This is a genomic window from Arthrobacter sp. TJ-240 (assembly GCF_058269195.1).
In genome coordinates this window covers 432573-458088 of the sequence record NZ_JBZCNG010000002.1, presented here as the reverse complement: position 1 = coordinate 458088, position 25516 = coordinate 432573, and the positions used below count along the sequence as shown (strand labels likewise).

Below are 25516 nucleotides of genomic sequence, written 5' to 3'. Positions count from 1 at the left end.
GTGGCCTGATGGCAGATCTGCTTCCTGAGCACCCGGAATTCCTCTGGCACAACCCGACCCCGAAGAAGAGCTACGACGCCGTCATTGTCGGCGGCGGCGGACACGGACTGGCCACGGCCTACTACCTCGCCCAGAACCATGGGATGACCAACATCGCCGTGCTGGAAAAGGGCTGGCTGGCCGGAGGCAATATGGCGCGGAACACCACCATCATCCGCTCCAACTACCTCTGGGACGAGAGCGCCGCCATCTACGAGGCGTCCCTCAAGCTGTGGGAGATCCTGCCCGAGGAACTCGACTACGACTTCCTGTTCAGCCAGCGCGGCGTCATGAACCTCGCCCACACCCTCGGCGACGTACGCGAGAGCATCCGCCGGGTCGGTGCGAACCGGCTCAACGGAGTGGACGCCGAATGGCTGGACCCCGCACAGGTCAAGGAACTGTGCCCCATCCTGAACATCAGCGACAACATCCGCTACCCGGTCATGGGCGCCACCTACCAGCCGCGTGCCGGCATCGCCAAGCACGACCACGTGGCCTGGGCCTTTGCCCGTAAGTGCGACGAGCTCGGGGTGGACATCATCCAGAACTGCGAGGTCACCGGCTTTCTGAAGGACGGCAACCGCGTCGTCGGCGTCAGGACGACCCAGGGCACCATCCACACCGAGAAGGTGGGCTTGTGCGCCGCCGGACACAGCAGTGTCCTGGCCGAGATGGCCGGCTTCCGGCTGCCCATCCAGTCCCACCCGCTGCAGGCACTCGTCTCGGAACTCCACGAACCCGTCCATCCCACCGTGGTGATGTCCAACCACGTCCACGTCTACGTCTCGCAGGCGCACAAGGGCGAACTGGTCATGGGTGCCGGCGTGGACTCCTACAACGGGTACGGCCAGCGCGGGTCGTTCCACGTCATCGAACACCAGATGGCCGCGGCCGTCGAGCTGTTCCCCATCTTCGCCCGGGCCCATGTACTGCGCACCTGGGGCGGGATCGTCGACACCACCCTGGACGCCTCACCCATTGTCGGAACCACCCCGGTGGACAACATGTTCGTCAACTGCGGCTGGGGTACCGGAGGGTTCAAGGGCACCCCGGGCGCCGGGCTCACTTTCGCCCACACCATCGCCACTGGCGCGCCGCACGAACTGAACAGGCCGTTCGCACTGGAACGGTTCGAGACCGGCGCCCTGATCGACGAACACGGCGCAGCCGCCGTGGCCCATTAGAAGAGAGTCCGGACATGCTCCTCATCCCATGCCCCAACTGTGGATCCCGCGACGAGACCGAGTTCCGCTACGGCGGCCAGGCTCACGTGGCCTACCCGGAGAACCCGAACGAACTGAGCGACCGCGAATGGGCCGAGTTCCTGTTCTACAGGGACAACACCAAGGGAGCCTTCGCTGAACGCTGGTTGCACAGTACCGGCTGCCGGCAGTGGTTCAACATGCTTCGCGACACGGTGACCTACGAGATCCAGGCGGTGTACTCCATGGGCACGCCCCGTCCCGACAACGCTGCCCCGGAAGGAGCAACCGCGTGACTTCCCAGAACGCCCGCCTCACCACCGGTGGGCGCATCGACCGCACCATCTCCTGGCGTTTCACCGTGGACGGCAAGGAATTCACCGGCCATCCCGGCGACACCCTCGCTTCGGCCCTGCTCGCCAACGGCCACATCGCTGTCGGCAACTCCCTGTACGAGGACCGACCCCGAGGCATCATGTCCGCCGGCGTCGAGGAATCGAACGCCCTGGTCAAGGTGTATCCCCGATTCCCCGGCCACGTCGCGGAGTCCATGCTCCCCGCCACAACCGTCACCCTGGTGGACGGGCTGAAGGCAGAGCTGCTCAATGGACGGGGCCGGCTGGACCCGGACGACGACCGGGCCGAGTACGACAAGAAGTACGTCCACACCGACGTCCTGGTCATCGGCGGCGGTCCCGCCGGTCTGGCCGCTGCCCGCGAAGCCATCCGCACCGGTGCACGCGTCATGCTCCTGGACGACCAGCCCGAGCTCGGCGGGTCCCTGCTGTCAGGTCCGATCGCACCCGGACTGGTCGAGGTCATCGAAGGCAAGCCCGCCCTCGAGTGGGTCGCGGACGTCGAAGCAGAACTGGTGTCCGGTGCGGAGTCGACGGTCCTGAACCGGACCACGGCGTTCGGTGCCTACGACGCGAACTACGTCATCGCCGTCCAGAACCGCTCCGATCACCTGTCGAGCCCTGCAGCAGCCGGCGTCTCCCGGCAGCGGATCTGGCACATCCGTGCCGCGCAGGCGGTGTTGGCCCCCGGTGCCCACGAACGCCCGCTGGTATTCGAGAACAACGACCGCCCGGGCATCATGCTGGCCTCCGCCGTCCGCAGCTACCTGAACCGCTACGCCGTCGTCGCCGGGGATCGCGTCGTCATCAGCACCACGAACGACAGCGCCTACGCCCTGGCCGCGGACCTGCGTGCCGCCGGTGTCCAGATCGCCGCCGTCGTGGACGGACGTCCGAACCTCACCGACGTGGCTGCTGCCGCTGTCGAGGCCGGCACCCGGGTGCTGATCGGCACCGCAGTGGCCAACACTGCTGCGGACGATGCAGGCCGCCTGGCCGGCGTGACCGTCCGGGGCATCGACGACGACGGCGCGCTCACCTCCGACATCGAGCAGATCGCGTGTGACCTGCTGGCCGTCTCCGGCGGCTGGAGTCCTCTGGTCCACCTGCATTCCCAGCGCCAGGGCAAACTCCGCTGGGACGACGACCTGGCGGCTTTCGTGCCGATCACCGAGGTTCCGAACCAGCAGGTCGCAGGGTCCGGGCGTGGCAGCTTCGACCTGCAGGACTGCCTCGCCGAGGGTATCTCCGCCGGCGCGGGCGCCGCCATCGCAGCGGGGTTCAGCACGACCACCGAGTCCTCACCCCCTGGCGAGCCGAAGTCCCCGGCCCCCACCCGCCAGCTGTGGCTGGTCCCCGGGGAGGAAGGCAACGCGGACGAGTGGCATCACCACTTCGTCGACTTCCAGCGCGACCAGTCAGTGGCCGACGTCCTGCGCTCCACCGGGGCCGGCCTGCGCTCGGTGGAACACATCAAGCGCTACACCTCCATCAGCACCGCCAACGACCAGGGCAAGACCTCCGGAGTCAACGCGATCGGTGTCATCGCCGCTGCCCTGCGTACCGCCGGTGAAGCCTCCCGCGGCATCGGCGACATCGGTACCACCACCTACCGCGCACCGTTCACCCCCGTGGCCTTCGCGGCGCTCGCCGGACGCCAGCGCGGTGAGCTGTTCGACCCCGCCCGCAAGACCTCCATTCACCCGTGGCACGAGGCCGAAGGTGCCCTGTTCGAGGACGTGGGACAGTGGAAGCGTCCCTGGTACTACCCGCGCGAGGGCGAGGACATGGACTCCGCGGTACTGCGCGAGTGCGCCGCGGTCCGCGGCTCCGTCGGCTTCATGGATGCCACCACCCTCGGGAAGATCGAGATCCGGGGCAAGGACGCCGGCGAGTTCCTCAACCGGATCTACACCAACGCGTTCAAGAAGCTCGCCCCCGGTTCTGCCCGCTACGGCGTGATGTGCATGGCGGACGGCATGATCTTCGACGACGGAGTGACCCTCCGCCTCGACGACGACCGCTATTTCATGACCACCACGACCGGCGGCGCGGCCAAGGTGCTGGACTGGCTGGAGGAATGGCTCCAGACCGAATGGCGCGACCTCGATGTGCACTGCACCTCGGTCACCGAACAGTGGACCACCATCGCCGTCGTCGGACCGAGATCACGGGCAGTCATCGCGAAGGTGGCACCGGGCCTGGCAGCGGACGGCGGGCTGGAGGCAGAAGCCTTCCCGTTCATGACCTTCCGCGAGACCACCCTGGCCTCCGGCGTGCAGGCGCGGATCTGCCGGATCTCGTTCTCCGGCGAACTCGCCTACGAGATCAACGTCCCGTCCTGGTACGGCTTGAACACCTGGGAGGCGGTGGCAGCCGCAGGCGCCGAATTCGACATCACCCCGTACGGCACGGAGACCATGCACGTCCTCCGCGCCGAGAAGGGCTACCCGATCGTCGGCCAGGACACCGACGGCACCGTCACCCCGCAGGACGCGGGAATGGAGTGGGTGGTGTCCAAGGCCAAGGAGTTCGTCGGCAAGCGATCCTACGCCCGAGCCGATGCCAGGCGAGAGGATCGCCGGCACCTGGTGAGCGTCCTACCCGTGGACCGTTCCTTCCGGCTCCCCGAAGGCACCCAGCTGGTGGACCAGGGCATCGACGTCGATCCTTCGTCCGGCCCCGTTCCGATGCAGGGCTTTGTCACGTCCAGCTACCGCAGTGCCGCCCTGGGCCGGACCTTCGCCCTCGCGCTGATCAAGAACGGCCGCAACCGTATCGGCGAGACCCTCGTGGCCGCCGTGGGCGACCAACTGGTCGACGTCGTCGTCGCCGAAACCGTACTATTCGACCCCGAAGGGACCCGCAAGGATGGCTGACACAGCAGCGCTCAAAGGCATCAAGGGACTTCGCGACATCCGGCGCAGCCCCGCCTCGCACCTGACCGCGGAGATGGAGGCAGGCTCCGTCGAGGGGACGGTGGTCCTTCAGGAGGGCCCGTTCCAGACCATGGTGGGCCTCCGCGTGGCCCCCCGCTCCGAGGAAGGTGCACAGGTCGCCGCCATGGCCGGCAGCCTGCCGGCCCGTTGCGGTGAGGTGGGCGGCGCCGACGGCGTCAGCATCCTCTGGCTGGGACCGTCCGAGTTCCTGGTGGTCGCCCCCGAAGACGCCCACGACTCGCTCGGTGGTGACCTCATCGGTTCCCTCACCGCAGCCCTGGACGGGGCCCCGGGGCAGGTGGTGGACCTGTCGGCGAACCGCACCACCTTCGAACTCTCCGGCACCCGCGCCCGAGCCGTGCTGGAGAAGGGCTGCTCCCTGGACCTGCACCCGCGCAGCTTTCCTGCGGGAACAGCCCTGAACACCGAGGTGGGCAACATCCCGGTGGTCCTCGAGAAGACCGGGGAAGAGAGCTTCCGGCTCTTCCCCCGGGCCTCCTTCGCGGACTTCCTGGGCCGGTGGCTCCTCGATGCGATGCGCGAGTACGCCTCGCCGGAGGTCCCGTGACAGCGCCCGGTCCGGCAGGCAGCAGGAAGGCCCCGGACCGGTTGGACGGGGCCTTCCTGCTACTCCGACAGATGCCGGATTCAGGCCTGGTGGAAGGCCTTCCCGAGAACGCGCTCGGACGCTCCCACGCGGTCGAGGTACGGGGTGATGCCGCCGAGATGCATCGGCCACCCCGCGCCCATGATCATGCACAGGTCGATGTCCTCGGGGGCGGCGACGACGCCCTCGTCGAGCATGCGCCCGATCTCGTCCGCCAGCGCGTCCTGGGTCCGGTGCAGGACCTCCTCGGCGGTCGACGGTGAACTCCCGCGCTCCATGAGGTCCAGCGTTGCGGAAGGAACGGTCTCGGAGCCGTCCTCCTGCTTCTCCCACAGCCCCTTCACCCCGGCGTCGATCAGCTTCTGCTGGTTCGCCGAGACGTGGAAGCGGTCGCCGAACGCGGTGTGCAGCGATTCCTGCACGTGCTGGCCGACGGGCAGGCCCACCAGCGCGAGCAGCCGGAAGGGTGTCATGGGCAGGCCCATGGGGCGCAGCGCGCCGTCCGCGGTCTCCGCGTCCGTACCCTCGTCGAACACGGCCGTGATCTCACCGAACATCCGGCCGAGGATCCGGTTCACCACGAAGGCGGGGGCGTCCTGCACCAGGACGGCGTTCTTCTTCAGGCCCTTCGCGAGGACGAAGGCCGTGGCGAGCACGGCGTCGTCCGTCTTCGGGGCGCGGACCACCTCGAGCAGCGGCATGGCGGCCACCGGGTTGAAGAAGTGGAAACCGACCACGCGCTCCGGGTGCACCAGGTCCGCGGCCATCTCGGCCACGGACAGCGACGACGTGTTGGTGGCGAGGATGCACTCGGGGGAGACGACGGCCTCCACCTCGGCGAAGACCTGCTTCTTGACCGACAGCTCCTCGAACACGGCCTCGATCACGAAATCGGCGTCGGCGAACACGTCCTTGGAGACGGACCCGGTGACGAGGGCCTTCGTCCGGTTCGCGGCGTCCTGCGAGAGCCGCTTCCGGCCGAGCATCTTCTCGATCTCCGCGTGCACGTACGCGACGCCCTTGTCCACACGGGCCTGGTCGATGTCCGTCATGACCACGGGCACCTTGAGCTGCCGGGCGAACAGCAGGGCGAGCTGGCTCGCCATGAGTCCGGCCCCGACGACGCCGACCTTGGAGACCGGGCGGGCCAGCTTCCGGTCGGGCGCTCCTGCCGGACGCTTGCCACGCTTCTGCACGAGGTCGAGGAACGCATAGACCGTGGCGTGGAACTCGCGGGTCTGCATGAGTTCGGCCAGGGCCGTGCACTCGGCGGCCGCCGATTCCTTCCGCGACCAGGTCCGCCCGGCCTCCAGCAGGTCCAGGACGCGACCGGGCGCGGGCGCCGCGTTGCTGGTCTTCGCCTCCACGAAGGCCCGTCCGGCGGCGACGGCGCCGGCCCAGGCGGCGTCGTCGTACCGTGCGAGCTCGGCGCGGCGTTGCCCGACGGCGTCGGCCTCACCGCCGGTGAGCACGCGGGCCGCCCAGAGGAGGGACTGCTCAATGAAGTCCGCCGGCTCGAAGAGGGCATCGGCGATGCCCAGTCCGTACGCGGAGGTGCCGTCCAGGCTGCGGTTGTTGCTGAGCGGGTTCTCGACCATCACCTTGACGGCGTTCGCCGGCCCGATGAGGCGCGGCAGGCGGTACACGCCGCCCCAGCCCGGCACGAGGCCGATGAATGCCTCGGGCAGGCCGATCCCGTTGGCGCCCGTGGACACCGTGCGGTAGTTCGCGGCGAGGGCGATCTCGAGCCCGCCGCCGAGCGCGACGCCGTTGATGAAGGCGAAGCTGGGTACGCCCATGTCGGCGAGCAGGTCGTACGCCTCGTGGCCCAGCTCGGCCATGAGACGGCCGAGGTGCTCGGACTTCACGCTCTTGACGGTGCTGAGGTCGGCGCCCGCGACCAGGAAGTAGGGCTTGCCGGTGACGGCGACGGCGGAAATCTCGCCCCGGGCGGCGCGTTCCTTCAGCCCCTCGAGGGTACGGCCGAACTCGATGAGCGTGTTGGGCCCGAGCGTGGTGGGCTTGGTGTGGTCGAGGTCGTTGTCGAGCGTGATGAGCGCGAGGACGCCGGCACCCTGGGGGAGGGTGATGTCCTGGACGTAGGAGTGGGTGACGATCTCGGCGGGAACCAGCGCAGCCAGTTCGTCGTAGCGTTCGAAGCTCATGCTGCATCCTGTCCGTAGTGCTCGTGGTGGGGGTTCTCCCAGATGACGGTGGCTCCCATGCCGAGGCCGATGCACATGGTGGTCATGCCGTAGCGGACCGAGGGGTCCTCCTCGAACTGGCGGGCGAGCTGGTTCATGAGCCGCACGCCCGAGGACGCCAGGGGGTGCCCGACGGCGATGGCCCCGCCGTAGCGGTTCACGCGCGGGTCCTCGTCGTCGATGCCGAAGTGGTCGAGGAAGCTCAGCACCTGGACGGCGAAGGCCTCGTTGATCTCGAAGAGCCCGATGTCGCTGATGTCCAGGCCGGCCTGGCGCAGGGCCTTCTCGGTGGCGGGTACCGGACCGATGCCCATGACCTCGGGCTCCACCCCCGCGAAGGCGTAGGCGACCAGGCGCATGCGGACGGGCAGGCCCAGTTCGGCGGCGGCGTCGGCCGAGGCCAGCAGTGCGGCGGTGGCGCCGTCGTTCAGGCCGGCGGCGTTGCCGGCCGTGACGCGGCCGTGCGCGCGGAAGGGCGTGCGCAGGGCTGCGAGGTCCTGCACGGTGGTGCCGGGGCGCGGGGGTTCGTCCGCGGTGTTCAGCGTCCACCCGGAACCGGCCTTCCGGCCGGCGACAGGCACGAGATCGGGCTGGATCTGTCCGGCCTCGTAGGCGGCTGCCAGCTTCTGCTGGCTGCGGACGGCGTAGGCGTCCGTACGGTCCTTGGTGATGGCGGGGAAGCGGTCGTGCAGGTTCTCGGCCGTGTTGCCCATGTTCAGGGCGGCGGCGTCCACGATCCGCTCGGACTGGAAGCGCGGGTTGGGGTCCGCGTCGGCGCCCATCGGATGGTTGCCCATGTGCTCCACGCCGCCGGCGATGACGACGTCGTACGCACCGAAGGCGATGCCCGACGCCGTGGTGGTCACGGCGGTCATGGCGCCGGCGCACATGCGGTCGATGGCGAAGCCCGGGACCGTCCGGGGGAGCCCGGCGAGGAGGGCCGCGGTGCGGCCGATCGTCAGGCCCTGGTCGCCGGTCTGGGTGGTGGCGGCGATGGCGACGTCGTCCACGCGCTCGGGCGGCAGCGACGGGTTCCGGCGCAGCAGGTCGCGGATGCACTTCACCACGAGGTCGTCGGCGCGCATGCCGGCGTAGATGCCCTTGTCGCCCGCCTTGCCGAATGGGGTCCGTACTCCGTCGACGAAGACGACATCGCGGACGGCACGCGCTGAGCGCGACGTCCTGCCGGCGGACGTGGTCCCGGTTTGTAGGCTCACCTGTTGCTCCTCTTCGAGTTGTTGATCCGCGCTTATGTTACTGGCCGGTAACATAAGCGTGCAAGCGGATCGCCAGGCCCCTCCGCCTCAGTCCTCGGACGGCTCCTGGCCTGCCTGGCGGTTCTTGGCAGGAAGGGGGTCCGGGTCGAGGAAGGCCACCGTGATGATCGCGGCGACCTGCTCGATCTGCCAGGGGCGTGCGCCGAGCTCGGCCAGCGCCGCCGAGACCGATTCGAGGGAGAGCTCGGCCGGGGGCCGCCAGGCGATGCGGCGCAGGTAGTCCGGGGTGAGCAGGTTCTCTACGGGCATGCCGAGCTTCTCGGCGTGGTGGGCCACCCGAGGGCGGGCGGTCTGCAGGCGGGCCGCCGCCTCGGGGTCCTTCTCCGCCCACACGCGCGGCGGCGGCGGCGCGTTGGTGGAGATGTGCAGGGGCGGGAGCTCCGTGAGCTTCCTGGCCTCGCTGATGCACTTGAGCCAGCGGGGCGCCTCCTTCTGGGCGGCGCGGCCGTGGAAGCCCTTGGTGGCCAGCAGCTGCGGGACCGTGGACGGCATCGCCTTGGCCGCCGCCACGATCGCCGAATCCGGGATGAGCCGTCCGGGCGCCACGTCGCGGCGCTGGGCGAGATCCTCGCGTTCGAGCCACATCTGCCGCACGGCGGCGAGCTGCCGGCGGTCCCGCAGCTGGTGCAGGCCGGAGGTGCGGCGCCACGGGTCGACGCGCGGTTCGGCGGGGGGAGTGCTGCGGATGTGCTCGAACTCCTCCTCCGCGATTCCCAGCTTCCCGTCCTGCTGCAGCAGGTCCGCCAGCTTGCCGCGCAGTTCCGTCAGGACCTCCACGTCCAGTGCCGCGTAGCGGAGCCAGGGTTCGGGCAGCGGCCGCTTGGACCAGTCGGCGGCGGAGTGCTCCTTCGCGAGACTGAACCCGAGCTGGGACTCGATGACGGCGGCGAGGCCCACGCGGGGGAGACCGGCGAGGCGTGCGGCGAGTTCCGTGTCGAAGAGCCGGTCCGGCCACATGCCGAGCTCGGACAGGCAGGGCAGGTCCTGGCTCGCGGCATGCAGGATCCATTCGACGCCGTCGAGGGCGTCGTCGATGATCCGGAGGTCGTCGAACGGCTCGGGGTCGATCAGCCAGGTGCCTGCGCCCTCGCGCCGGATCTGGACGAGGAACGCTCGCTGTCCGTACCGGAACCCGGAGGCCCGCTCGGCGTCGACGCCCGCGGGGCCCGTACCGGCGGCGAGCGCCGCGGCGGCACGTTCGAGGCCGGCCTGCGTGTCGATGACGAGGGGGACGCCATCGCGCGGCTCGGTGAGGAGGGGGAGTTCCTGGGGTTCGGGGTCGACGGCGCGATCGGGCACATCGGTGCTGTCCGTCTGCTCGGACGTATGGGAAGTCATGGTGTTTTCAGTCTATCCCCGCGGGTCCCCGGGACCCTCAAGCGAGCAGTGTCCTGCCGCCGTTCCCCGGTGCTCAGGATCTGCGGTGGGGAAGGTGCGCGACACCCGCCGGGAGGGGCGGCAGTCCGGCGAAGGTGCACACCATGTCGGACCACGCCTCGAGGTGCCGGCGGACGTCCGAGGTCTCGGGGGTCCACGACGCCCGGAGTTCGATGTCGATGGTGTCGGGGCGGTCCTCCAGCGTGCCGTAGCTCTCGGACAGGATGCGGGTGGCGGTGCCGCCCGTACTGTGATGCCGTGCGCCGTGGGTCTCGAGGGCTTCCACGAGCCATGTCCAGGCGACCGATCCCAGGAGGGCGTCGTTGCCCATGTCGGCTTCGAGCTGTGCGCGGATGTAGGTCACGATGCGGAACCGGCCGTTCCAGACCTCGGAGCCGTCGGGGTCGTAGAGGAGGATGAAGCGGCCCGTGGCGAGTTCCTCGGGGTCGGACCGCGCGAGGAGGCCACGCGCGGGCCCGTGGAGCGGCAGCGGCGACGCCTCGAAGATCTCCGCGCCGAGTGCCACCGCGAAGGGGGCGAGCCGTGAGGGAGCCGGGATCTCCTCGAGCCGGATCTCGCTGCGGCGGGCCGCCTTCCGGAGGCCGGCCAGGGCGTCGAGGAATTCGGCAGGCAGCTGCGATCCGCCATCGGTAGCACTCACCCCCGCAGGCTATGCCCTGCGGGGGTGAGTTCGGCGGCGGCGCGCCGGTGGGCGGGCGCCGACGGACCGATGGACGGACCTGGTGGGGGTCGGTCGTCAGACGGCTGCTGCCTCCCGGCGGATCGCCTCGATGAAGGCGTCGACGTCCTCCTCGGTGGTGTCGAACGAGCACATCCACCGGACCTCGCCGGTCGCCTGGTCCCAGTCGTAGAAGCGGAAGCTCTCGCGGACACGGTCCGCCGCCCCGGGGGGCAGGATCGCGAAGACGGCGTTGGCGGTGGTCTCCTGCGTGAGGATCACGCCCTGGATGCCGCGGACGCCTTCGGTGAGGCGCGCCGCCATGGCGTTGGCGTGCGACGCCGAGCGGAGCCAGAGATCGCCCTCGAGCAGGGCGACGAGCTGTGCGGAGACGAAGCGCATCTTGGACGCGAGCTGCATGTTGAGTTTCCGCAGGTAGTCCATCCCGGTGGACGCCTCCTGGTTCAGGACCACGACGCACTCGCCGAACATGAGGCCGTTCTTGGTGCCGCCGAACGAGAGGATGTCCACGCCGGCGTCGCGCGTGAAGGCGCGCAGCGGCTGGCCGAGGGCCGCGGCGGCATTCGCGAGGCGGGCGCCGTCCATGTGCACCCTCATGCCGCGGGCGTGGCAGTGGTCGGCGATCGCCTTGATCTCGGCGACGGAGTAGAGCGTGCCGAGCTCCGTCGTCTGGGTGATGGAGACGGCGAGCGGCTGGGCGCGGTGCTGGTCGCCCCAGCCCCAGGCCTCCCGGTCGATGAGCTCGGGGGTCAGCTTGCCGTCCGGCGTGGGGACGGTGAGCAGCTTGATGCCGCCCACGCGCTCGGGGGCTGCGTTCTCGTCCACGTTGATGTGCGCGGTCTGCGGGCAGATCACGGCGCCCCAGCGCGGCAGGATGGACTGCAGCGAGAGCACGTTCGCGCCCGTACCGTTGAACACCGGGTAGATGGAGATGCCCTCGCCGAAGTGGTGCTCCATGACCTCCTGCAGCCGGGCCGTGTACTGGTCCTCCCCGTAGGCGACCTGGTGCCCCTCGTTGGCGGCGGCCAGGGCCGTGAGGACCTCGGGGTGCACGCCCGAGTAGTTGTCGGACGCGAAGCTGCGCGAGGTGCGGTCGTGCAGGGGCGCGGGTGCTGTGGGAGCGATGGCGGAGGTCATGGTGTCGGTCACCGTCCCATTATCCCCGAGCGGGCGGCCGGGCCCCGACGGCGTCGAGGCGGGCGCCGTTGACCTCGGCGGCCGGTGAGGCGGGCAGCGACGCGAGGATCCGCGCGAGATCGTCCACGTGCGTGAAGCCCGGGAACGTCCGCTCGGGCTGCTGCTGCCGCATCGCGTCGTCCACCAGCGCCTTGACGACGACGGCGGTCGCGGCCGCCCCCGTCCCGTCCTTGGCGAAGCCCTGCGCCACCGCCTGGAGCCAGGCGTCGACGGACGCCTTGACCGCGGCGTAGGAGGCGTTCGCGGCGGTGGGTGCCGTCACGGCCGTGGCCGTGACGGCGGCGAGCCGCCCGGAGTGCTCGGCCAGCTGGTCGTAGAACGCCCGGCTGGTGTTGAACAGCGTGACGAAGACGGAACGGTGGAGGGCCTCGAGGTCCGCCGTCGTCTGGGTGGTGATGCCCCGTCCGCCCCGCCAGCCTCCCACGAGGTGGAACAGGGCGTCGGCGCCGCCGTGGTCCGCGAGCACGCGCTCGGCGAGCCGGCCGACCGCGGTCTCGTCCGTCAGGTCGCACACCTGCCGGTCGACGCCGTCGATCCCGGCGAGCGCCGCCTCGAGGCGCACGGCGTCGGACCCCACGGCCACCACGGTCAAGCCGTCCGAGACCAGGCGCCGGACCAGGGCGATGCCGGACGCACCCGTGGCGCCGGCGACGACGGCCGTGCGGGTGTCAGGGGCACCCGGTACGTAGCTCACGCCGTGTGCGCGGTGATGCCCGCGGTCGACTCGATGACGGGCTTCATCTTCTTCTCCAGCGCCTCGAAGAACATCGAGAGGGGGAACTCGTCGTCGAGGACGGCGTCGGTGAGGGCCCGCGGGGGGCCCATGAGCTCCAGTGCGTCCGGGCCCTTGGCCCACACGGAGGCCGGGTGCGGGGTGACGGTGGCGGAGACGAGGTCGTAGGCGGCGAGCCAGTGTGCGATCTTCGGGCGGTCGATGGACCGCCAGTACAGCTGCTCGATCTGCTCGCCGAGGGCGACGACGACGCCTGCCGCCTCGTCCCAGTCGATGGTGAGCTTGGTGTCGGTCCAGTGCAGCACGCGGTGCTGGTGCATCCACGCGAAGAGCAGCTGGCCGCCGAGGCCGTCGTAGTTCCGCACGCGGCTGCCGGTGATGCTGAAGCGGAAGATGCGGTCGAAGATGACGGCGTACTGCACGAGCCGGGCATGCCGGCGCGCCTCGGCCGACGCGTCGTCGTCCTGCTCGATCCTGACGGACTCGCGGAACGCCGTGAGGTCGCAGCGCAGTTCCTCGAGCGAGTACAGGAAGAACGGCATGCGCTGCTTGATCATGAACGGATCGAAGGGCAGGTCGCCGCGCATGTGGGTGCGGTCGTGGATGAGGTCCCACATCACGAACGTCTCCTCGGCGAGCTGCTGGTCGTCGAGGAGCTCCAGTGCGTCCTGGGGCAAATCGAGGCGCGTGATGTCCGCGGCGGCGCGGACCACGCGGCGGAAGCGCGCGGCCTCCCGGTCCGCGAAGATGGCACCCCACGTGAATGTGGGCGTGGAGCTGACCGCGACCGTCTCGGGGAAGAGCACGGCGGAATTGGTGTTGTAGCCCTCGGTGAAATCGAGGAAGCGGATGGGTACGAAGAGCGCATTGGAGTACGCCCCGGCCTCGAGCTCACCGATGAACTCCGGCCAGAGGACCTCGATGAGCACGGCTTCGACGAGGCGGCTGGTGCTGCCGTTCTGCGTGTACATCGGGAAGACCACGAGGTGCTGGAGGCCGTCGATCCGATCGAGTTGCGGCTGAAAGGCCAGTAGCGGTTCGAGGAAGTCGGGCACCGCGAAGCCGCCCGCCTGCCACGCCTCCAGGGCCGTGATGGTGCGGCCCAGGTACTCGGCGTCATGGGGGAACAATGGCATGAGCTCCTGCACGGCGGCGGTGATGGCCTCCGTGTGGGCCGCGGCGTCCACGTGGTGCTCGGGGTCGGGGATCGAGCCGTCCTTGACCTGCAGGACGCGCAGCCGGTGCGCCGCGGCCTTGAGTGCGTGCCACGCCGCGTGCTCCTGCGGCCGGTTGTCTACGGGGGCGAGGGGAGTGACGGTCACGACTCCTGCTTTCGTCGGTGGGATGCATCGCTGGTGTTGTCGTGACAGTAGCAAGCAGAACAGGGATACTTACACGCCAGCAGCATTAGCTCAAGCAATGCTTACGCTCGACCGGTACGGCACCGAGTGCAAGGTCCAGCGCGGCTTCACACCGGGCACACGAAAAAGGCCAGTCCGAGGACTGGCCTTCCCCGTGTGCGGGTCCCGCTGCACTACTCGGCGGGCACCAGCGTCATCGAGATGGAGTTGATGCAGAAACGCTGATCCGTGGGGGTGTCGAAGCCCTCGCCCTTGAAGAGGTGGCCGAGGTGCGAGTCGCAGCGGGCGCAGCGCACCTCGATGCGCTCCATGCCGAGGGACCGGTCGTGCAGGTAGCGGACCTTGTCCTCGGCCAGCGGCGCCCAGAAGGACGGCCACCCGCAGTGGGAATCGAACTTCTCGTTGCTCGTGAAGAGCTCGGCGCCGCACGCACGGCACGCGTAGGTGCCGGCGGTCTTCACGTCGTAGTACTCCCCGGTGTAGGGGCGCTCCGTGCCGGCCTTCCGCAGCACCTGGAACTCCTGCGGGGAGAGCTCCTGCCGCCACTCGTCATCGGACTTCTGGATCTCGGGCCGGTAGGCGTCGTGTTCGGTAGTCATAGTGCGTGCAACGCCTAGGAGTCGCCAATAAATCCCGAGCCCGAGTACAGGTGCAGCACGGCGATCCCGAGCTTGTCCTGCGCCCGGTTGGCCCAGTCCCGGTGGAAGGTGTCCGCCACCGCATGGGGGCGCGTGATGACCACTGCCTGCGCCGCCCCGGTGTCGGCGGCCTCCTGCACGAGGGCGTCCACCGGGTTCCCCGTCGTCGTCCGGCCGCGTGCCGTGAACCCTTCGTCCGCGAGCAGCCGCAGCGACTCCTCGAGGGCCGTGCGGGCCGCCGCCTCGTCGTGCTCCCGGTCGTCCGCGGAGAACGACCGGAAGGCCTCGCCCACCTCGAGCAGGCTCAGGTGGCGGAAGAACTCGCCGAGGACCGACTCGTCGCGGTCCTCGGGGATCAGGACCACGACATCGGCCGACTCCTCGCCCTGCAGGGACCGGAGATTGGCGAGATCGGGCTGGGTCAGGGCTTCCTCGGTCAGCACGAGGATCGTTTCGGTCATGGCGCCACTGTACTGCGGCGCACCGGGAGACAGCTGTGCCCGGTGTGCCCGGTGTGGCGAATCGTCGAAGCTTGGCGGGGCGGGGTGCAAGCAGGGTAGAAAGGGAGGCATGGCAACTGGAAGGTCGACGCCCGCGGTGCAGCGGGTCCCTGCGCCCTGGCTCAAATGGACGGCGCTCGGAGTGGGGGCGGGAGCGGCGCTCGCCTCCTCGGCGGCGGGCGCGGTCTCCGGTCTCGCGGTGTACTTCGCCCGGCAGATCGTGACGCCGGCGCGCGGCCGCGAGGAGAACCTCGACATCCTCGCCGTCGTGGGACCCGCCGGGAACCAGACCGTGATCCTCCCCGCGAACGACGACACCACCGTCGAGGGCACCTACAGCCTCCACTTCGACCGCGGCGAGGGTCACGCCCGCCTCGGGGCCATCCGCTCCTACGTGCCGCGCGAGGGTACCGTCGAGCGCGAGGTGGAGAAGGTCTACGCGGGCGATCTGGCATCGGCGACCCGCGGCTGGTGGGGCGGCGCCACCTATCCCTCGCCGTCGGCCCTCGGCTTCGCCGACGAGGAGGTCCTCATCCCGGTGGAGGGCGGCTCGGCGCCGGCCTGGCTCGTCCGGGCGGAAGCGCCGGCCCGCACGTGGGCCATCATGGTGCACGGCCGCGGGGCGACGCGCAACGAGGCCCTGCGTGCCCTCCCGCCGGCACGCCGCCTCGGGATGACGAGCCTCGTCCTGTCCTACCGGAACGACGGCGAGGCCCCCTCGGCGCCCGACGGCCGGTACGGCCTCGGCATGACCGAGTGGCACGACGTCGACGCGGCGATCGACTACGCGGTGTCCCACGGTGCCCGCGACGTCGTCCTGTTCGGCTGGTCGATGGGCGGAGCCATCGCCCTGCAGACGGCGGACCTCTCGCGGCACCGCAGCCGGATCACCGCGCTGGTGCTCGACGGCCCGGTCATCAACTGGATCGAGGTGCTCGCGCACCACGCCGAACTCAACCGCATCCCGGCGCCCGTGGGGCGGCTGGGCCAGTATCTCCTGGCCAGCCAGCGCGCGCGCCGGATCACGGGGCTGGCCGCGCCGCTCGACCTCAAGAGCATGGACTGGATCGCCCGCGCCGAGCAGCTGACCCTGCCCACCCTGGTGCTGCACAGCGAGGACGACGAGTTCGTCCCCATCGGACCCTCGGCCGAGCTGGCAGCCAGGAACCCGGCCTTCGTGACGCTCGAGCGGTTCCACCGTGCACGCCACACGAAGGAGTGGAACATGGACCCGCAGCGGTGGGAGTCCGTCGTGGAACGCTGGCTCGACGGCCTCCTGTACGGCCGGACCCTGCCCGGGGGGAAGGCGCCCGACGGCGGGACGGCTACTGCGCTTCCCTGATCTTCCGCTTGATGCGTCCCAGCATCGCGGCCATGCCGCGCATGCGCAGGGGCGTGATGGCCCGGGTGAGGCCGAGGCGGTCGGGCACGTCGTCCGGTACGGCGAGTACCTCCGCGGCCGGCAGCCCGTCGAGGCCCTCCAGCAGCACACCCGCGAACCCGCGGGTCGTCGGTGCCTCGGGCGGCGCCGAGAAGAACAGGTGCACCGGCCGCTCGGGTTCCGCGCCGATCTCCATCGTGAGGAACAGCGGGGTCTGGCACTCGACGACCTGCTCCAGGAGCTCGGGGTGCTCCCCGTAGCGCTCGGGCAGCGGCGGCAGCTCACGGGAGAAGTCGAGCAGGAGCTGCAGGCGGTCCGGCTCGGACAGGTCCTGGAAGTCGTCGATGATCTCCGCGAGCTTCGCGGGGACGGCCCCGGCGGTCATCGGGTCGCCTGGGCGGGAAGGGCCGGCTGCGCGGGGGCGTCGCCGGGTTCGGTGCCGCGGACGATGGGGACGCGCACCGCGTTGCCCCACTCCGTCCAGGAGCCGTCGTAGTTGCGCACCTTCTCGAAGCCGAGCAGGTGGGTGAGCACGAACCACGTGTGGCTCGACCGCTCGCCGATGCGGCAGTACGCGACGACGTCGTCGCCGTCCTGCAGCCCGGCCTCGTCCCGGTAGATGGCGTCCAGTTCGGCGCGCGTGCGGAACGTCCCGTCCTCGGCGGCGGCCCGGGCCCAGGGGACCGAGCGGGCTGTGGGGATGTGCCCTCCGCGCAGGGCGCCCTCCTCGGGGTACGCGGGCATGGTGGTGCGGGCGCCCGTGTACTCGTCGCCCGACCGGACGTCGATCAGCGGGTTGCCGAGGTGCGCCATGACGTCGGCGAGGTAGGCGCGCACGGGGGCGTCGTCGCGCTCGACGACGGGGTACTGCGTGGCCGTGATCTCCGGCTTGTCCGTGGTCAGGTCCCTGCCCTCGGCGACCCACTTGTCGCGGCCGCCGTCGAGCAGGCGGACGTCCTCGTGGCCGAACAGGGCGAACACCCACAGGGCGTAGGCCGCCCACCAGTTGCTCTTGTCGCCGTAGATCACCACGGTCGAGTCGCGGGAGATGCCCTTGGAGGCCATGAGCCGGGCGAAGCCCTCGCCGTCGATGTAGTCGCGGGTCACCTCGTCGTTCAATTCGGTGTGCCAGTCGATCTTCACGGCGCCGGGCACGTGCCCGGTCTCGTACAGCAGGACGTCCTCGTCGGACTCGACGACCACGAGACCGTCCGCGCCGAGGTTCTCCTCCAGCCACCCGGTGGAGACGAGCCGCTCGGGGTGGGCGTACTCGGCGAACTTGTCCTGGGGGTCTGCAGTCAGGGTCATTGCGGCCTTTCGTATAGCTGTGGGCGCGCGCAGCGGGCCCGGAACGTGTCTTTCCACCTAGCCTAACCACGCGGTGCGGCGAAAGCTTCCGGTGCATCCGCGTGCTGCCCGTGCCCGGGACGACCCCGAGGCGCGCCCCGGTCAAGGACTGTCGGTCCGCGTCCCCGCGCGGGCAGGCTCGTGTGGTTGCCGTAGTCTTGCCTAGCGGAACGGCGGCGTGCAGGGCCGTTCCCGCCGACCTCGCCGGACAAGAGAAAGCGGTCCAGATCCGTGCCAGCCATCGAACACCTGACAGAGCGGTCGCCGAAGGTCTCCGTCGATGATCTGCTGGACGGGTTCTACCCATCGCCCCGCTTCGGCGAGGTGTCCTTCGACTCCTACCGCCCCGATCCGCAGCAGCCCTCCCAGTCGGCGGCCGTCGCCAAGCTCCGCGACTTCGCCGGCGCTGTCAACGAGCCGGAGCCCTCGGGCCTCCGCAGGCTGTTCGGCGGGAAGAAGCCCGCGACCCGCGCCGGCATCTACCTCGACGGCGGCTTCGGCGTCGGCAAGACCCACCTCCTGGCCTCCCTGTGGCATGCGTCCACGGGCAGGAAGGCGTTCGGCACGTTCGTCGAGTACACGAACCTGGTGGGGGCGCTGAGCTTCCGCAAGACGGTCGACGCGCTCAGCGGCTACAGCCTCGTCTGCATCGACGAGTTCGAGCTCGACGACCCCGGCGACACCGTGCTGATGTCCCGGCTCATGCGCGAGCTCGCCGACGCGGGCGTCAAGCTCGCCGCGACGTCCAACACGCTCCCGGGCTCCCTCGGGGACGGGCGGTTCGCGGCAGAGGACTTCCAACGCGAGATCCAGGTCCTCGCGGACCAGTTCGAGGTGGCGCGCATCGACGGGGAGGACTACCGGCACCGGGGACTGCCGCAGGCGCCGGACGCGATCGACGATGCCGCCCTGCGGGACCGTATCGCCGCCTTCTCGTCGGGCGTCCTCGCGGAGGACGACTTCTCGGACCTCATCCGGCACCTCGCCGACGTGCACCCGAGCCGTTACCGGCAGCTCCTCGACGGCGTCGACGCGGTGGCCTGGCACAACGTGCAGACCATCACGGAGCAGTCCGTGGCGCTGCGGTTCGTGGTCCTCGCCGACCGCCTGTACGACCGGGACGTGCCGATCATGGCGAGCGGCACCACCTTCGACAACCTCTTCACCGAGGAGATGATGGGCGGCGGCTACATGAAGAAGTACTACAGGGCGGTGTCCCGCCTCACCGCGCTCGCCCGGCAGGGGAGCGACGTCGCGAGCTAGCCGCATCCGGCCTCCCCGGAACCCCGTGGGGGCGGGAAAGCAGGAAGCGCCGGTGCCGCCTCTCGGCGGGACCGGCGCTCCTTATTGCCAGGCTGGGATCACACGGCCGGCGGAGGGGTAGGGCCGACGTCGCCCTTGCCGTCCTTCTTGTCGATCTGGTCGACCATCGCCGAAGCCTTCGTCTGCACTCCGTCGATGTGGTGCGAGTACTTGCCATGGGTCTTGCCGTCGACGAAAGCGCCGGCCTTCCCGATGCCGTTCTTCACCTTGTCGGAATTATCGCCAATGAGTTCGGTCGCCTTACCCGCGAGGGTGCCGGCCTTGCCCTTGAGCCCGTCCAATAAACCCACGGACACCTCCTTTCGGTCGTGGAAACGCAGGACCGTTTCCGCTCCATCCATCATAGGCGAGCAGGATGGGGATGTCCTGGGAGAAGTGCCGGCCGGCCCGCGCACCGGGCAAAGAAAAAGACCGGTCCTCATCGGGACCGGTCTGCGAGCGGACGACGGGATTCGAACCCGCGACATCCACCTTGGCAAGGTGGTGCTCTAGCCAGCTGAGCTACGTCCGCAGAAGGAGAACAGAGCCGAGAACTCCGCTCAATGGCTTGCATTTCGCGGTGTTTCTTCGTTTTCCAACGAGAGAAAACTCTATAGGACGTTTGGGGGTTCGTCCAATCGGCCCGTCGCCGCCCCGGTGCAGGGCTGTCAGAGGCACCTGAGAGACTGGAGCCATGACCGCCCCGCTCCTCGCACACGCAACGCCCCACGGCAGGATGTACGCCCGCTCCACCTCGGACCAGCCCTCCGTCCCGTCGATCACGACCGTGATCTCGCAGCTGCCCACCTCGCTCGGTGGCTGGTTCGGCCACATGGCGGCCAGTGCGCTCTCGCGGGACCCTCGGCTGCCCGTGGCACTCGGCAACCCGTCCGAGCTGCGATCCGCGGTCAGGGACGCGGCCTCCGCGGCCGAGCGCTACCGCGACGAGGCGGCCCTCCGCGGCACCCGGGTGCACCACTACTGCGAGCAGGTCGCGCTGCGCGCGCTCGGCCGTCCCGAGGAGCTCGACGCCGCCCGCCTCGCCCTCGAGGAGAACGGCGAGTCCGGATTCGCCCAGCGGTTCGACGAGTGGTGGAGCCTCTACGACGTCCGGCCGGTGGAACCCGAGCTGACGGTCTGGAACACCGAGCTCGGCTACGCGGGCACGCTCGACCTCGTCGCGACCATCGGCGGGCGCACCTGCCTCATCGACTACAAGACCAAGAACACCGACCGGGACGGCTTCGTGAAGGCCCTCGACGACAAGGTGGTCATGCAGCTCGTGGCCGGGATGAAGGCCGAGGAATGCCTCGTGGACCCGCAGAAGGGCGAGTGGCGCCCGTGGCCGCACGGCGAGCAGCCCCTGCTGCTCGGCGTCGCCGTCGGGCAGACCGAGGTCCGCGCCATGCGGGCCAATCCGGAGGTGCTGAGGAAGCACTGGCTGCGCTTCTGCGCCCTGCGCCGCGCCTGGGAGGCGGGACTCGACGCCGAGGAGGCCGGCCGGGCGCTGCTGCCCATCGGCCCGCCGCCCGCCCCGTCGGTGCCGACCGGATCCGCCCTGCCGGCCTGAGCCGGTCCGGGTCGCGCACACCCCGTCCGTCGTGCGCTGCGCGTCGGCACTAGGATTGACGGGAACCTCGCGGCCCAGCGCCGCGGACCGCATCCCGTCCTGCGCATCCCGGCGCAGTCCTTGACCGAAGCGAGGAACGAGCACCGATGGCCGTCCTGAGTATCCGCATGATCGGCGATCCGATCCTCCGCACACCGGCCGCCGCGGTGACCGACTTCGGACCGGAGCTCGCCCGGCTGGTCGAGGACATGACCGAGACCATGATCGATGTGCAGGGCGCGGGGCTCGCCGCACCCCAGGTGGGGATCGGGCTGCAGGTGTTCACCTACCGCGTGGACGGCGCGCAGGGTCATGTGGTAAACCCGGTGCTCGAGACCGACGGCGCGTCCCAGGGCGAGTCCGACGTCGAGGGGTGCCTGTCCGTCCCCGGTCTCGGCAGCTACGTGGACAGGACGGAATGGGCCCGCGTCACCGGCCGGGACGTCTCCGGCCAGGACGTCGTGGTCGAAGGCACGGGCATGCTCGCGCGTGCCCTGCAGCACGAGACGGACCACCTGCGCGGCACCCTGTACATCGACCGTCTCCAGGGGGAGGACCGCAGGAACGCCCTGCGGGCCATCCGGAGTGCGGACTACAACCGCGTCACGTCCCGCACGGCGGCAGAGCGTGCCCGGAGCCTCGGGTCGAGCTTCACCCCCGGCGCGGAGCCCGGCAGCGGCGGCACCGGCGCATTCGGCCGGGCCACCCGATGAGGATCCTCTTCGCGGGCACGCCCGAGGTCGCCGTGCCGTCACTGAGGGCCCTCGTGGAGGCCGGCTTCGATGTCGTGGCCGTCCTCACGCGCGTCGACGCACCCGTGGGGCGCCGGAAGGTGCTGACGCCGAGCCCGGTCGCCGCGGCCGCGGACGAGCTCGGGTTGCCGGTGGTGAAGGCGAACCGCTTCACCCCGGAGCTGATCGACCACCTCGGCACCCTCGAGCTCGAGGCAGCGGCCATCGTGGCCTACGGGGGCATCGTCCCGCCGGCCGGGCTGTCCGTCCCCGAACACGGCTGGATCAATCTGCACTTCTCCGTGCTGCCCGCATGGCGGGGCGCCGCGCCCGTGCAGCACGCGGTGCTCGCCGGGGACGACGTCACCGGGGCGACGACGTTCCTCCTCGAGGAGGGGCTCGATACCGGGCCCGTCTTCGGGGTGATGACCGAGACCCTCGAACCGTCCGCGACGAGCGGGGAGGTCCTCGGGCGCCTCGCGCACAGTGGCGCGGTCCTCCTCGTGCAGACGCTCTCGGGCCTCGCGGCAGGACGCGTCACCGCGACGCCGCAGACGGGGGATCAGAGCTTCGCCCCGAAACTCACCATCGACGACGCCCGGATCGACTGGTCCCAGCCGGCCGTCGCCGTCCGCCGGCGCATCAACGCCGTCACCCCGGAACCCGGGGCGTGGACCACCCTCGACGGGCAGCGCGTCAAGCTCGGCCCCGTCACCCCCGTCACCCCCGCCGCGGACGGTGCGGACGCCGCGGAGGGCGCGCACAGTGCCGGCGGCGGGAGCGGTCGGGACGGCGCGCACGCACCGGTCGAGGGGGGATCCGGGGCGCCGCTCGCGCCGGGAGCGCTGAGGGTCGCCGCGCGGCAGGTCCTCGTCGAGACGGGCTCGGGCGCCGTGGCCCTCGGTGAACTGCAGCCCGCCGGCAAGAAGATGATGAACGCCCTGGACTGGGCACGAGGCGCGGCAGCGCGCGGGGAGCTGGTGTTCGAGTGACGGCGAACGGGGAATCGAACGGAGGGTCCAACCGCGGATCCGGTGGCGGCGGCGGACAGGGCCGGTCCCGCGGGCCCGGCAGCAGCAGCGGCCAGGGCGGTGGCAACCGGCGCCGCAACGACCAGGGGCGTGAACGCAACCGGGGCGGGGAGCGCCAGTTCTCGCAGGCTGCGCCGTCCCAGCGGACGCGCCGTGCGGACCCCGCCCGCCTCGTCGCCTTCGAGGTCCTGCGTGCCGTGGCCGCCGAGGACGCGTACGCCAACCTGGTGCTGCCGGCGAGTATCCGTAAGCACCGCCTGGACCGGCGCGACGCCGGCTTCGCCACGGAACTGACCTATGGGGCACTGCGCGGCCAGGGGACGTATGACGCCGTCCTGGCCCGCTGCGTGGACCGACCGCTCGACCAGTTGGACCCCGCGGTGCTCGACGCCCTGCGGATCGGGGTGCACCAGCTCCTCGCGATGCGCGTCCCCGCGCACGCGGCGCTCGACCAGACCGTGGGACTCGTGCGTGCCGTGATCGGGGCCGGCCCGTCGTCGCTCGTGAACGCGGTGCTCCGCAAGGTGAGCGCACGCGACCTCGAGGCCTGGATCGGTGAACTCGTCGACGGTCTGACGGACGCCACCGCCATCGCCGCCCTGACACACAGCCACCCCGAGTGGATCGTCCGCGCCCTGCGCCAGGCGCTCGTCGCCCATGGCCGCGACGCCGCGGAGATCGACGCGCTGCTCGCCGCGGACAACGCAGCGCCCGTGGTGCACCTCGTGGCCCTGCCCGGGCTCGCCACGCTCGACGACACCCTGGGCGAAGGAGCCGAACCGGGCCTCCTCGCCCCCGGCTCCGCCTACTACTCCGGCGGCGACGTCAGCCGGCTGCCGGGCGTCTCGACGGGCACGATCCGCGTCCAGGACTCGGGCTCGCAGCTCGTGGCGCGCGCCCTCGCCGCCGTGCCGGTCGACCGGCGGACGAACGACGCCGAGCAGTGGCTCGACCTGTGCGCCGGCCCCGGCGGGAAGACGGCGCTGCTGGCAGCCCTCGGCCAGGACGCCGGCGTGCACCTGACGGCCAACGAGCCGGTGCCGCACAGGGCCCAACTGGTCCGGCAGGCGCTGCGGCCCCTGCCCGAGGACTCCTGGACCGTGCGCGTCGGCGACGGCCGGGAGATCGGCCGGGACCAGCCGGAGCACTACGACCGCGTTCTCGTCGACGCGCCCTGCACCGGGCTCGGCGCGCTGCGCCGCCGGCCCGAATCCCGGTGGCGCCGCAAGCCCGCCGACCTGGTGTCCCTCGCGCCGCTCCAGCGGGAGCTCCTCGCGTCGGCCCTCGACGCCGTCGCCCCGGGCGGCGTGGTGGCGTACGTCACGTGCTCACCGCACCACGCCGAGACCGACGCCGTCGTCGACGACTGCCTCCGCAGGCGCACCGGCTTCGAGCGGGTCGACGCGGGCGCCGCGCTCGACGCCGTGAGCATCGGGGGAGGGCTCGACGCCGGCCACGGCTCGAGCGCCCAGCTCTGGCCGCACGTGCACGGCACGGACGCGATGTACCTGGCGCTCATCCGCAGGACCCCCGAAGGATGAGCGGATCCGGGAGCGCCCCCCGCGTGATCCGGACGCCCCTGTGCCCGCAACGAAAGGAACGGCTGTGACCCACCTCCGTATCAACCCGAGCATCCTCTCCGCGGACTTCGTCAATCTCGAGGCGGAGCTGCAGCGCATCGGAACCGCCGACGCGGTGCACGTCGACGTGATGGACAACCATTTCGTGCCGAACCTGACGCTCGGCCTGCCCGTGGTCCGGCGCATCCAGGAGGTCAGCCCGCTGCCGCTCGACGTGCACCTCATGATCGAGGACGCGGACCGCTGGGCGCCGCAGTACGCCGAGGCCGGGGCCGCGTCCGTCACCTTCCATGCGGAGGCCGCCGCCGCGCCCGTGAAGCTGGCCCGGGAGCTGCGCGGCGCCGGGGCCCGGGCAGGGATGGCCCTCCGGCCGGCCACACCGGTGGAGCCCTACCTCGATCTGCTCGGTGAGCTGGACATGCTGCTCGTGATGACGGTCGAGCCGGGCTTCGGCGGCCAGTCCTTCCTGGACCTCACGCTGCCGAAGATCCGCCGGGCGGCCGAGGCCGTCCGTGGCGCCGACCTCCCGCTGGTCATCCAGGTGGACGGCGGGATCACGGAGGAGACCATCCTCCGTGCGGCGGACGCGGGAGCAACCGTCTTCGTGGCCGGCTCCTCTGTCTACGGAGCGGACGACGCCGGTGCCGCCATCACCGCCCTGCGCCTGGCCGCGACACGCAAGCGGTCCTAGGGGACGGCGGGCGGATCGGTGACGGTGATCCGGACGGACAGCGCCGATCCGGCCGCCTTCTCGAGGACCGCGAAGCGTGGATCGGGCACCGTGAGGAAGGGGACCCGCGGCAGACCCGCGACGGACGCGAGGACCGGTTCGCCGAGCGCCGCGACGGCCAGGGTCCTGTCCCCGCCGAGCTGCAGGCAGGACGGCGGATGCGCGGAGAAGATCGCCGCGGCGCGGACCGCGGTCTCCTCCACGAGGGCGTCGGCCTGATTGGCGCGACGCCGCGCGAAGCGCTGCTGCGACCAGCCGCCGGCGGCGGTGCGGCCCTGCACGTAGCGCGTGCCCGTCTTCGAGGCCACCACCGAGCCCTCCCGGGCCACCCCCACGGAGTAGCCGCCCCGCCGGATGAGCAGCATCCCCACCGGCGCGGCCGGATCGATCCCCGACAGCAGGGCCGCGACGAGCCCGTCGCGTCCGGTGGCGGGACCGGCTGCGGACGGGGGGAGGGGCGGCGTCAGGACCGCCCGGCATCCGTTCTCGGCGAGGACCTCGAGGGAGCCCGGCCCAGCCTCGGCGGGCCGCACCATGGCGGGGCCGTTGCGCTGCTCGAACCGCGTGAGCCAGCCGTCGAGCCGCCGTGCCTCGACGAGCACGGACCTGGTCGTGGACACGGTGCTCCTTCGCAGGGCCCGGGCCCGGTCGTCGATGGGTGCTGCGGCCGGC

Annotated in this window: 24 protein-coding genes and 1 tRNA gene; 11 read left to right on the top strand and 14 right to left on the bottom strand. The window is 70.8% G+C overall.

What is annotated here, in order from left to right:
- Window positions 1–8 precede the first annotated feature (8 nt).
- The 4 genes from AC4D2C_RS06865 to AC4D2C_RS06850 are packed head-to-tail and all read left to right on the top strand — an operon-like array spanning window position 9 to window position 5107.
- A complete protein-coding gene (locus AC4D2C_RS06865; RefSeq protein ID WP_490913640.1) occupies window positions 9–1226 on the top strand; it encodes a sarcosine oxidase subunit beta family protein in 1218 nt (405 codons plus the stop codon).
- Between the two features lie 14 nt (window positions 1227–1240).
- Window positions 1241–1540 carry a sarcosine oxidase subunit delta gene (locus AC4D2C_RS06860; protein WP_490913638.1) on the top strand — a complete coding sequence of 100 codons (300 nt, stop codon included), beginning with the start codon at window positions 1241–1243 and terminating at the stop codon, window positions 1538–1540.
- Entirely contained in the window at window positions 1537–4479 is a 2943-nt protein-coding gene (locus tag AC4D2C_RS06855) for a 2Fe-2S iron-sulfur cluster-binding protein (RefSeq protein WP_490913637.1), read from the top strand. The genes AC4D2C_RS06860 and AC4D2C_RS06855 overlap by 4 nt, the downstream gene beginning before the upstream one ends.
- Window positions 4472–5107, top strand: a complete 636-nt coding sequence (locus tag AC4D2C_RS06850) for a sarcosine oxidase subunit gamma (RefSeq protein WP_490913635.1) — start codon at window positions 4472–4474, stop codon at window positions 5105–5107. The genes AC4D2C_RS06855 and AC4D2C_RS06850 overlap by 8 nt, the downstream gene beginning before the upstream one ends.
- An 80-nt stretch (window positions 5108–5187) precedes the next feature.
- Here AC4D2C_RS06850 and AC4D2C_RS06845 read toward each other — a convergent pair whose 3' ends face one another.
- From AC4D2C_RS06845 to AC4D2C_RS06805, 9 genes are all read right to left on the bottom strand, one after another.
- Entirely contained in the window at window positions 5188–7311 is a 2124-nt protein-coding gene (locus AC4D2C_RS06845) for a 3-hydroxyacyl-CoA dehydrogenase NAD-binding domain-containing protein (RefSeq protein WP_490913633.1), read from the bottom strand.
- On the bottom strand, window positions 7308–8567 hold the full coding sequence (locus tag AC4D2C_RS06840) for a thiolase family protein (protein ID WP_490913632.1): 1260 nt from the start codon (window positions 8565–8567) through the stop codon (window positions 7308–7310). Before AC4D2C_RS06840 ends, AC4D2C_RS06845 begins: the two co-directional genes overlap by 4 nt.
- A gap of 87 nt (window positions 8568–8654) precedes the next feature.
- The gene (locus tag AC4D2C_RS06835) at window positions 8655–9965 is read right to left on the bottom strand and encodes an HRDC domain-containing protein (protein ID WP_490913630.1); all 1311 of its coding nucleotides are present in this window, start codon (window positions 9963–9965) and stop codon (window positions 8655–8657) included.
- A 73-nt stretch (window positions 9966–10038) separates the two neighbouring features.
- A complete protein-coding gene (locus tag AC4D2C_RS06830; RefSeq protein ID WP_490913628.1) occupies window positions 10039–10665 on the bottom strand; it encodes a DUF3000 domain-containing protein in 627 nt (208 codons plus the stop codon).
- Between the two features lie 96 nt (window positions 10666–10761).
- On the bottom strand, window positions 10762–11841 hold the full coding sequence (locus AC4D2C_RS06825) for a threonine aldolase family protein (protein ID WP_490914027.1): 1080 nt from the start codon (window positions 11839–11841) through the stop codon (window positions 10762–10764).
- Between the two features lie 19 nt (window positions 11842–11860).
- Entirely contained in the window at window positions 11861–12595 is a 735-nt protein-coding gene (locus tag AC4D2C_RS06820) for an SDR family NAD(P)-dependent oxidoreductase (protein ID WP_490913626.1), read from the bottom strand.
- On the bottom strand, window positions 12592–13956 hold the full coding sequence (locus AC4D2C_RS06815; protein ID WP_490913624.1) for a DUF6421 family protein: 1365 nt from the start codon (window positions 13954–13956) through the stop codon (window positions 12592–12594). Before AC4D2C_RS06815 ends, AC4D2C_RS06820 begins: the two co-directional genes overlap by 4 nt.
- A 212-nt stretch (window positions 13957–14168) precedes the next feature.
- Window positions 14169–14594: a peptide-methionine (R)-S-oxide reductase MsrB gene (gene msrB / locus AC4D2C_RS06810; protein WP_490913622.1), complete on the bottom strand. Its 426-nt coding sequence runs from the start codon at window positions 14592–14594 to the stop codon at window positions 14169–14171.
- Between the two features lie 14 nt (window positions 14595–14608).
- Window positions 14609–15094 carry a hypothetical protein gene (locus AC4D2C_RS06805; protein WP_490913620.1) on the bottom strand — a complete coding sequence of 162 codons (486 nt, stop codon included), beginning with the start codon at window positions 15092–15094 and terminating at the stop codon, window positions 14609–14611.
- A 109-nt stretch (window positions 15095–15203) separates the two neighbouring features.
- Here AC4D2C_RS06805 and AC4D2C_RS06800 point away from each other — a divergent pair, with 109 nt between their 5' ends.
- Complete coding sequence (locus AC4D2C_RS06800; protein WP_490913618.1) at window positions 15204–16475, top strand: alpha/beta hydrolase family protein; 1272 nt, start codon at window positions 15204–15206, stop codon at window positions 16473–16475.
- Here the strand turns inward: AC4D2C_RS06800 and AC4D2C_RS06795 are convergent.
- Both AC4D2C_RS06795 and AC4D2C_RS06790 read right to left on the bottom strand, forming a co-directional pair.
- Window positions 16459–16899, bottom strand: a complete 441-nt coding sequence (locus AC4D2C_RS06795; protein ID WP_490907979.1) for a SufE family protein — start codon at window positions 16897–16899, stop codon at window positions 16459–16461. The two genes, AC4D2C_RS06800 and AC4D2C_RS06795, sit on opposite strands and share 17 nt — an antisense overlap.
- Window positions 16896–17822 (bottom strand): sulfurtransferase, encoded by a 927-nt coding sequence (locus tag AC4D2C_RS06790; RefSeq protein ID WP_490913616.1) that lies wholly within the window; start codon window positions 17820–17822, stop codon window positions 16896–16898. Before AC4D2C_RS06790 ends, AC4D2C_RS06795 begins: the two co-directional genes overlap by 4 nt.
- Window positions 17823–18092: 270 nt before the next feature.
- Between AC4D2C_RS06790 and zapE the strand changes: the two genes are divergently transcribed.
- Window positions 18093–19124, top strand: a complete 1032-nt coding sequence (zapE, locus tag AC4D2C_RS06785) for a cell division protein ZapE (protein ID WP_490913614.1) — start codon at window positions 18093–18095, stop codon at window positions 19122–19124.
- A 98-nt stretch (window positions 19125–19222) separates the two neighbouring features.
- Here the strand turns inward: zapE and AC4D2C_RS06780 are convergent, their stop codons facing one another.
- Both AC4D2C_RS06780 and AC4D2C_RS06775 read right to left on the bottom strand, forming a co-directional pair.
- Window positions 19223–19474, bottom strand: coding sequence for an antitoxin (locus AC4D2C_RS06780; protein WP_490913612.1), 252 nt, complete (start codon window positions 19472–19474; stop codon window positions 19223–19225).
- Between the two features lie 147 nt (window positions 19475–19621).
- Window positions 19622–19695 (bottom strand) — tRNA-Gly (locus AC4D2C_RS06775).
- A gap of 162 nt (window positions 19696–19857) precedes the next feature.
- On the opposite strand from AC4D2C_RS06775, the gene AC4D2C_RS06770 reads away from it, so the two are divergent.
- From AC4D2C_RS06770 to rpe, 5 genes are all read left to right on the top strand, one after another.
- Window positions 19858–20733: a cytochrome gene (locus AC4D2C_RS06770; protein WP_490907983.1), complete on the top strand. Its 876-nt coding sequence runs from the start codon at window positions 19858–19860 to the stop codon at window positions 20731–20733.
- Window positions 20734–20879: 146 nt separating this feature from the next.
- Complete coding sequence (def, locus tag AC4D2C_RS06765) at window positions 20880–21485, top strand: peptide deformylase (protein ID WP_490913610.1); 606 nt, start codon at window positions 20880–20882, stop codon at window positions 21483–21485.
- Window positions 21482–22495 (top strand): methionyl-tRNA formyltransferase, encoded by a 1014-nt coding sequence (locus AC4D2C_RS06760; protein ID WP_490913608.1) that lies wholly within the window; start codon window positions 21482–21484, stop codon window positions 22493–22495. The genes def and AC4D2C_RS06760 overlap by 4 nt, the downstream gene beginning before the upstream one ends.
- Window positions 22492–24075, top strand: coding sequence for an RsmB/NOP family class I SAM-dependent RNA methyltransferase (locus AC4D2C_RS06755; RefSeq protein ID WP_490913607.1), 1584 nt, complete (start codon window positions 22492–22494; stop codon window positions 24073–24075). Before AC4D2C_RS06760 ends, AC4D2C_RS06755 begins: the two co-directional genes overlap by 4 nt.
- A 64-nt stretch (window positions 24076–24139) precedes the next feature.
- Window positions 24140–24805 carry a ribulose-phosphate 3-epimerase gene (gene rpe, locus AC4D2C_RS06750; RefSeq protein ID WP_490913606.1) on the top strand — a complete coding sequence of 222 codons (666 nt, stop codon included), beginning with the start codon at window positions 24140–24142 and terminating at the stop codon, window positions 24803–24805.
- Here the strand turns inward: rpe and AC4D2C_RS06745 are convergent.
- A complete protein-coding gene (locus tag AC4D2C_RS06745; RefSeq protein ID WP_490913604.1) occupies window positions 24802–25464 on the bottom strand; it encodes an acVLRF1 family peptidyl-tRNA hydrolase in 663 nt (220 codons plus the stop codon). The two genes, rpe and AC4D2C_RS06745, sit on opposite strands and share 4 nt — an antisense overlap.
- Between the last annotated feature and the right edge of the window lie 52 nt (window positions 25465–25516).

Excerpts from the sequence above, each read along its gene's own strand:
- AC4D2C_RS06770 (WP_490907983.1), top strand. The coding sequence starts at position 19,858 with ATGACCGCCCCGCTCCTCGCACACGCAACGCCCCACGGCAGGATGTAC.
- AC4D2C_RS06795 (WP_490907979.1), bottom strand. The coding sequence starts at position 16,899 with ATGACCGCCGGGGCCGTCCCCGCGAAGCTCGCGGAGATCATCGACGAC.
- AC4D2C_RS06865 (WP_490913640.1), top strand. The coding sequence starts at position 9 with ATGGCAGATCTGCTTCCTGAGCACCCGGAATTCCTCTGGCACAACCCG.
- AC4D2C_RS06860 (WP_490913638.1), top strand. The coding sequence starts at position 1,241 with ATGCTCCTCATCCCATGCCCCAACTGTGGATCCCGCGACGAGACCGAG.
- msrB (WP_490913622.1), bottom strand. The coding sequence starts at position 14,594 with ATGACTACCGAACACGACGCCTACCGGCCCGAGATCCAGAAGTCCGAT.
- AC4D2C_RS06825 (WP_490914027.1), bottom strand. The coding sequence starts at position 11,841 with ATGACCTCCGCCATCGCTCCCACAGCACCCGCGCCCCTGCACGACCGC.
- AC4D2C_RS06790 (WP_490913616.1), bottom strand. The coding sequence starts at position 17,822 with ATGACCCTGACTGCAGACCCCCAGGACAAGTTCGCCGAGTACGCCCAC.
- AC4D2C_RS06805 (WP_490913620.1), bottom strand. The coding sequence starts at position 15,094 with ATGACCGAAACGATCCTCGTGCTGACCGAGGAAGCCCTGACCCAGCCC.
- AC4D2C_RS06800 (WP_490913618.1), top strand. The coding sequence starts at position 15,204 with ATGGCAACTGGAAGGTCGACGCCCGCGGTGCAGCGGGTCCCTGCGCCC.
- AC4D2C_RS06850 (WP_490913635.1), top strand. The coding sequence starts at position 4,472 with ATGGCTGACACAGCAGCGCTCAAAGGCATCAAGGGACTTCGCGACATC.
- def (WP_490913610.1), top strand. The coding sequence starts at position 20,880 with ATGGCCGTCCTGAGTATCCGCATGATCGGCGATCCGATCCTCCGCACA.
- AC4D2C_RS06835 (WP_490913630.1), bottom strand. The coding sequence starts at position 9,965 with ATGACTTCCCATACGTCCGAGCAGACGGACAGCACCGATGTGCCCGAT.
- AC4D2C_RS06760 (WP_490913608.1), top strand. The coding sequence starts at position 21,482 with ATGAGGATCCTCTTCGCGGGCACGCCCGAGGTCGCCGTGCCGTCACTG.
- AC4D2C_RS06845 (WP_490913633.1), bottom strand. The coding sequence starts at position 7,311 with ATGAGCTTCGAACGCTACGACGAACTGGCTGCGCTGGTTCCCGCCGAG.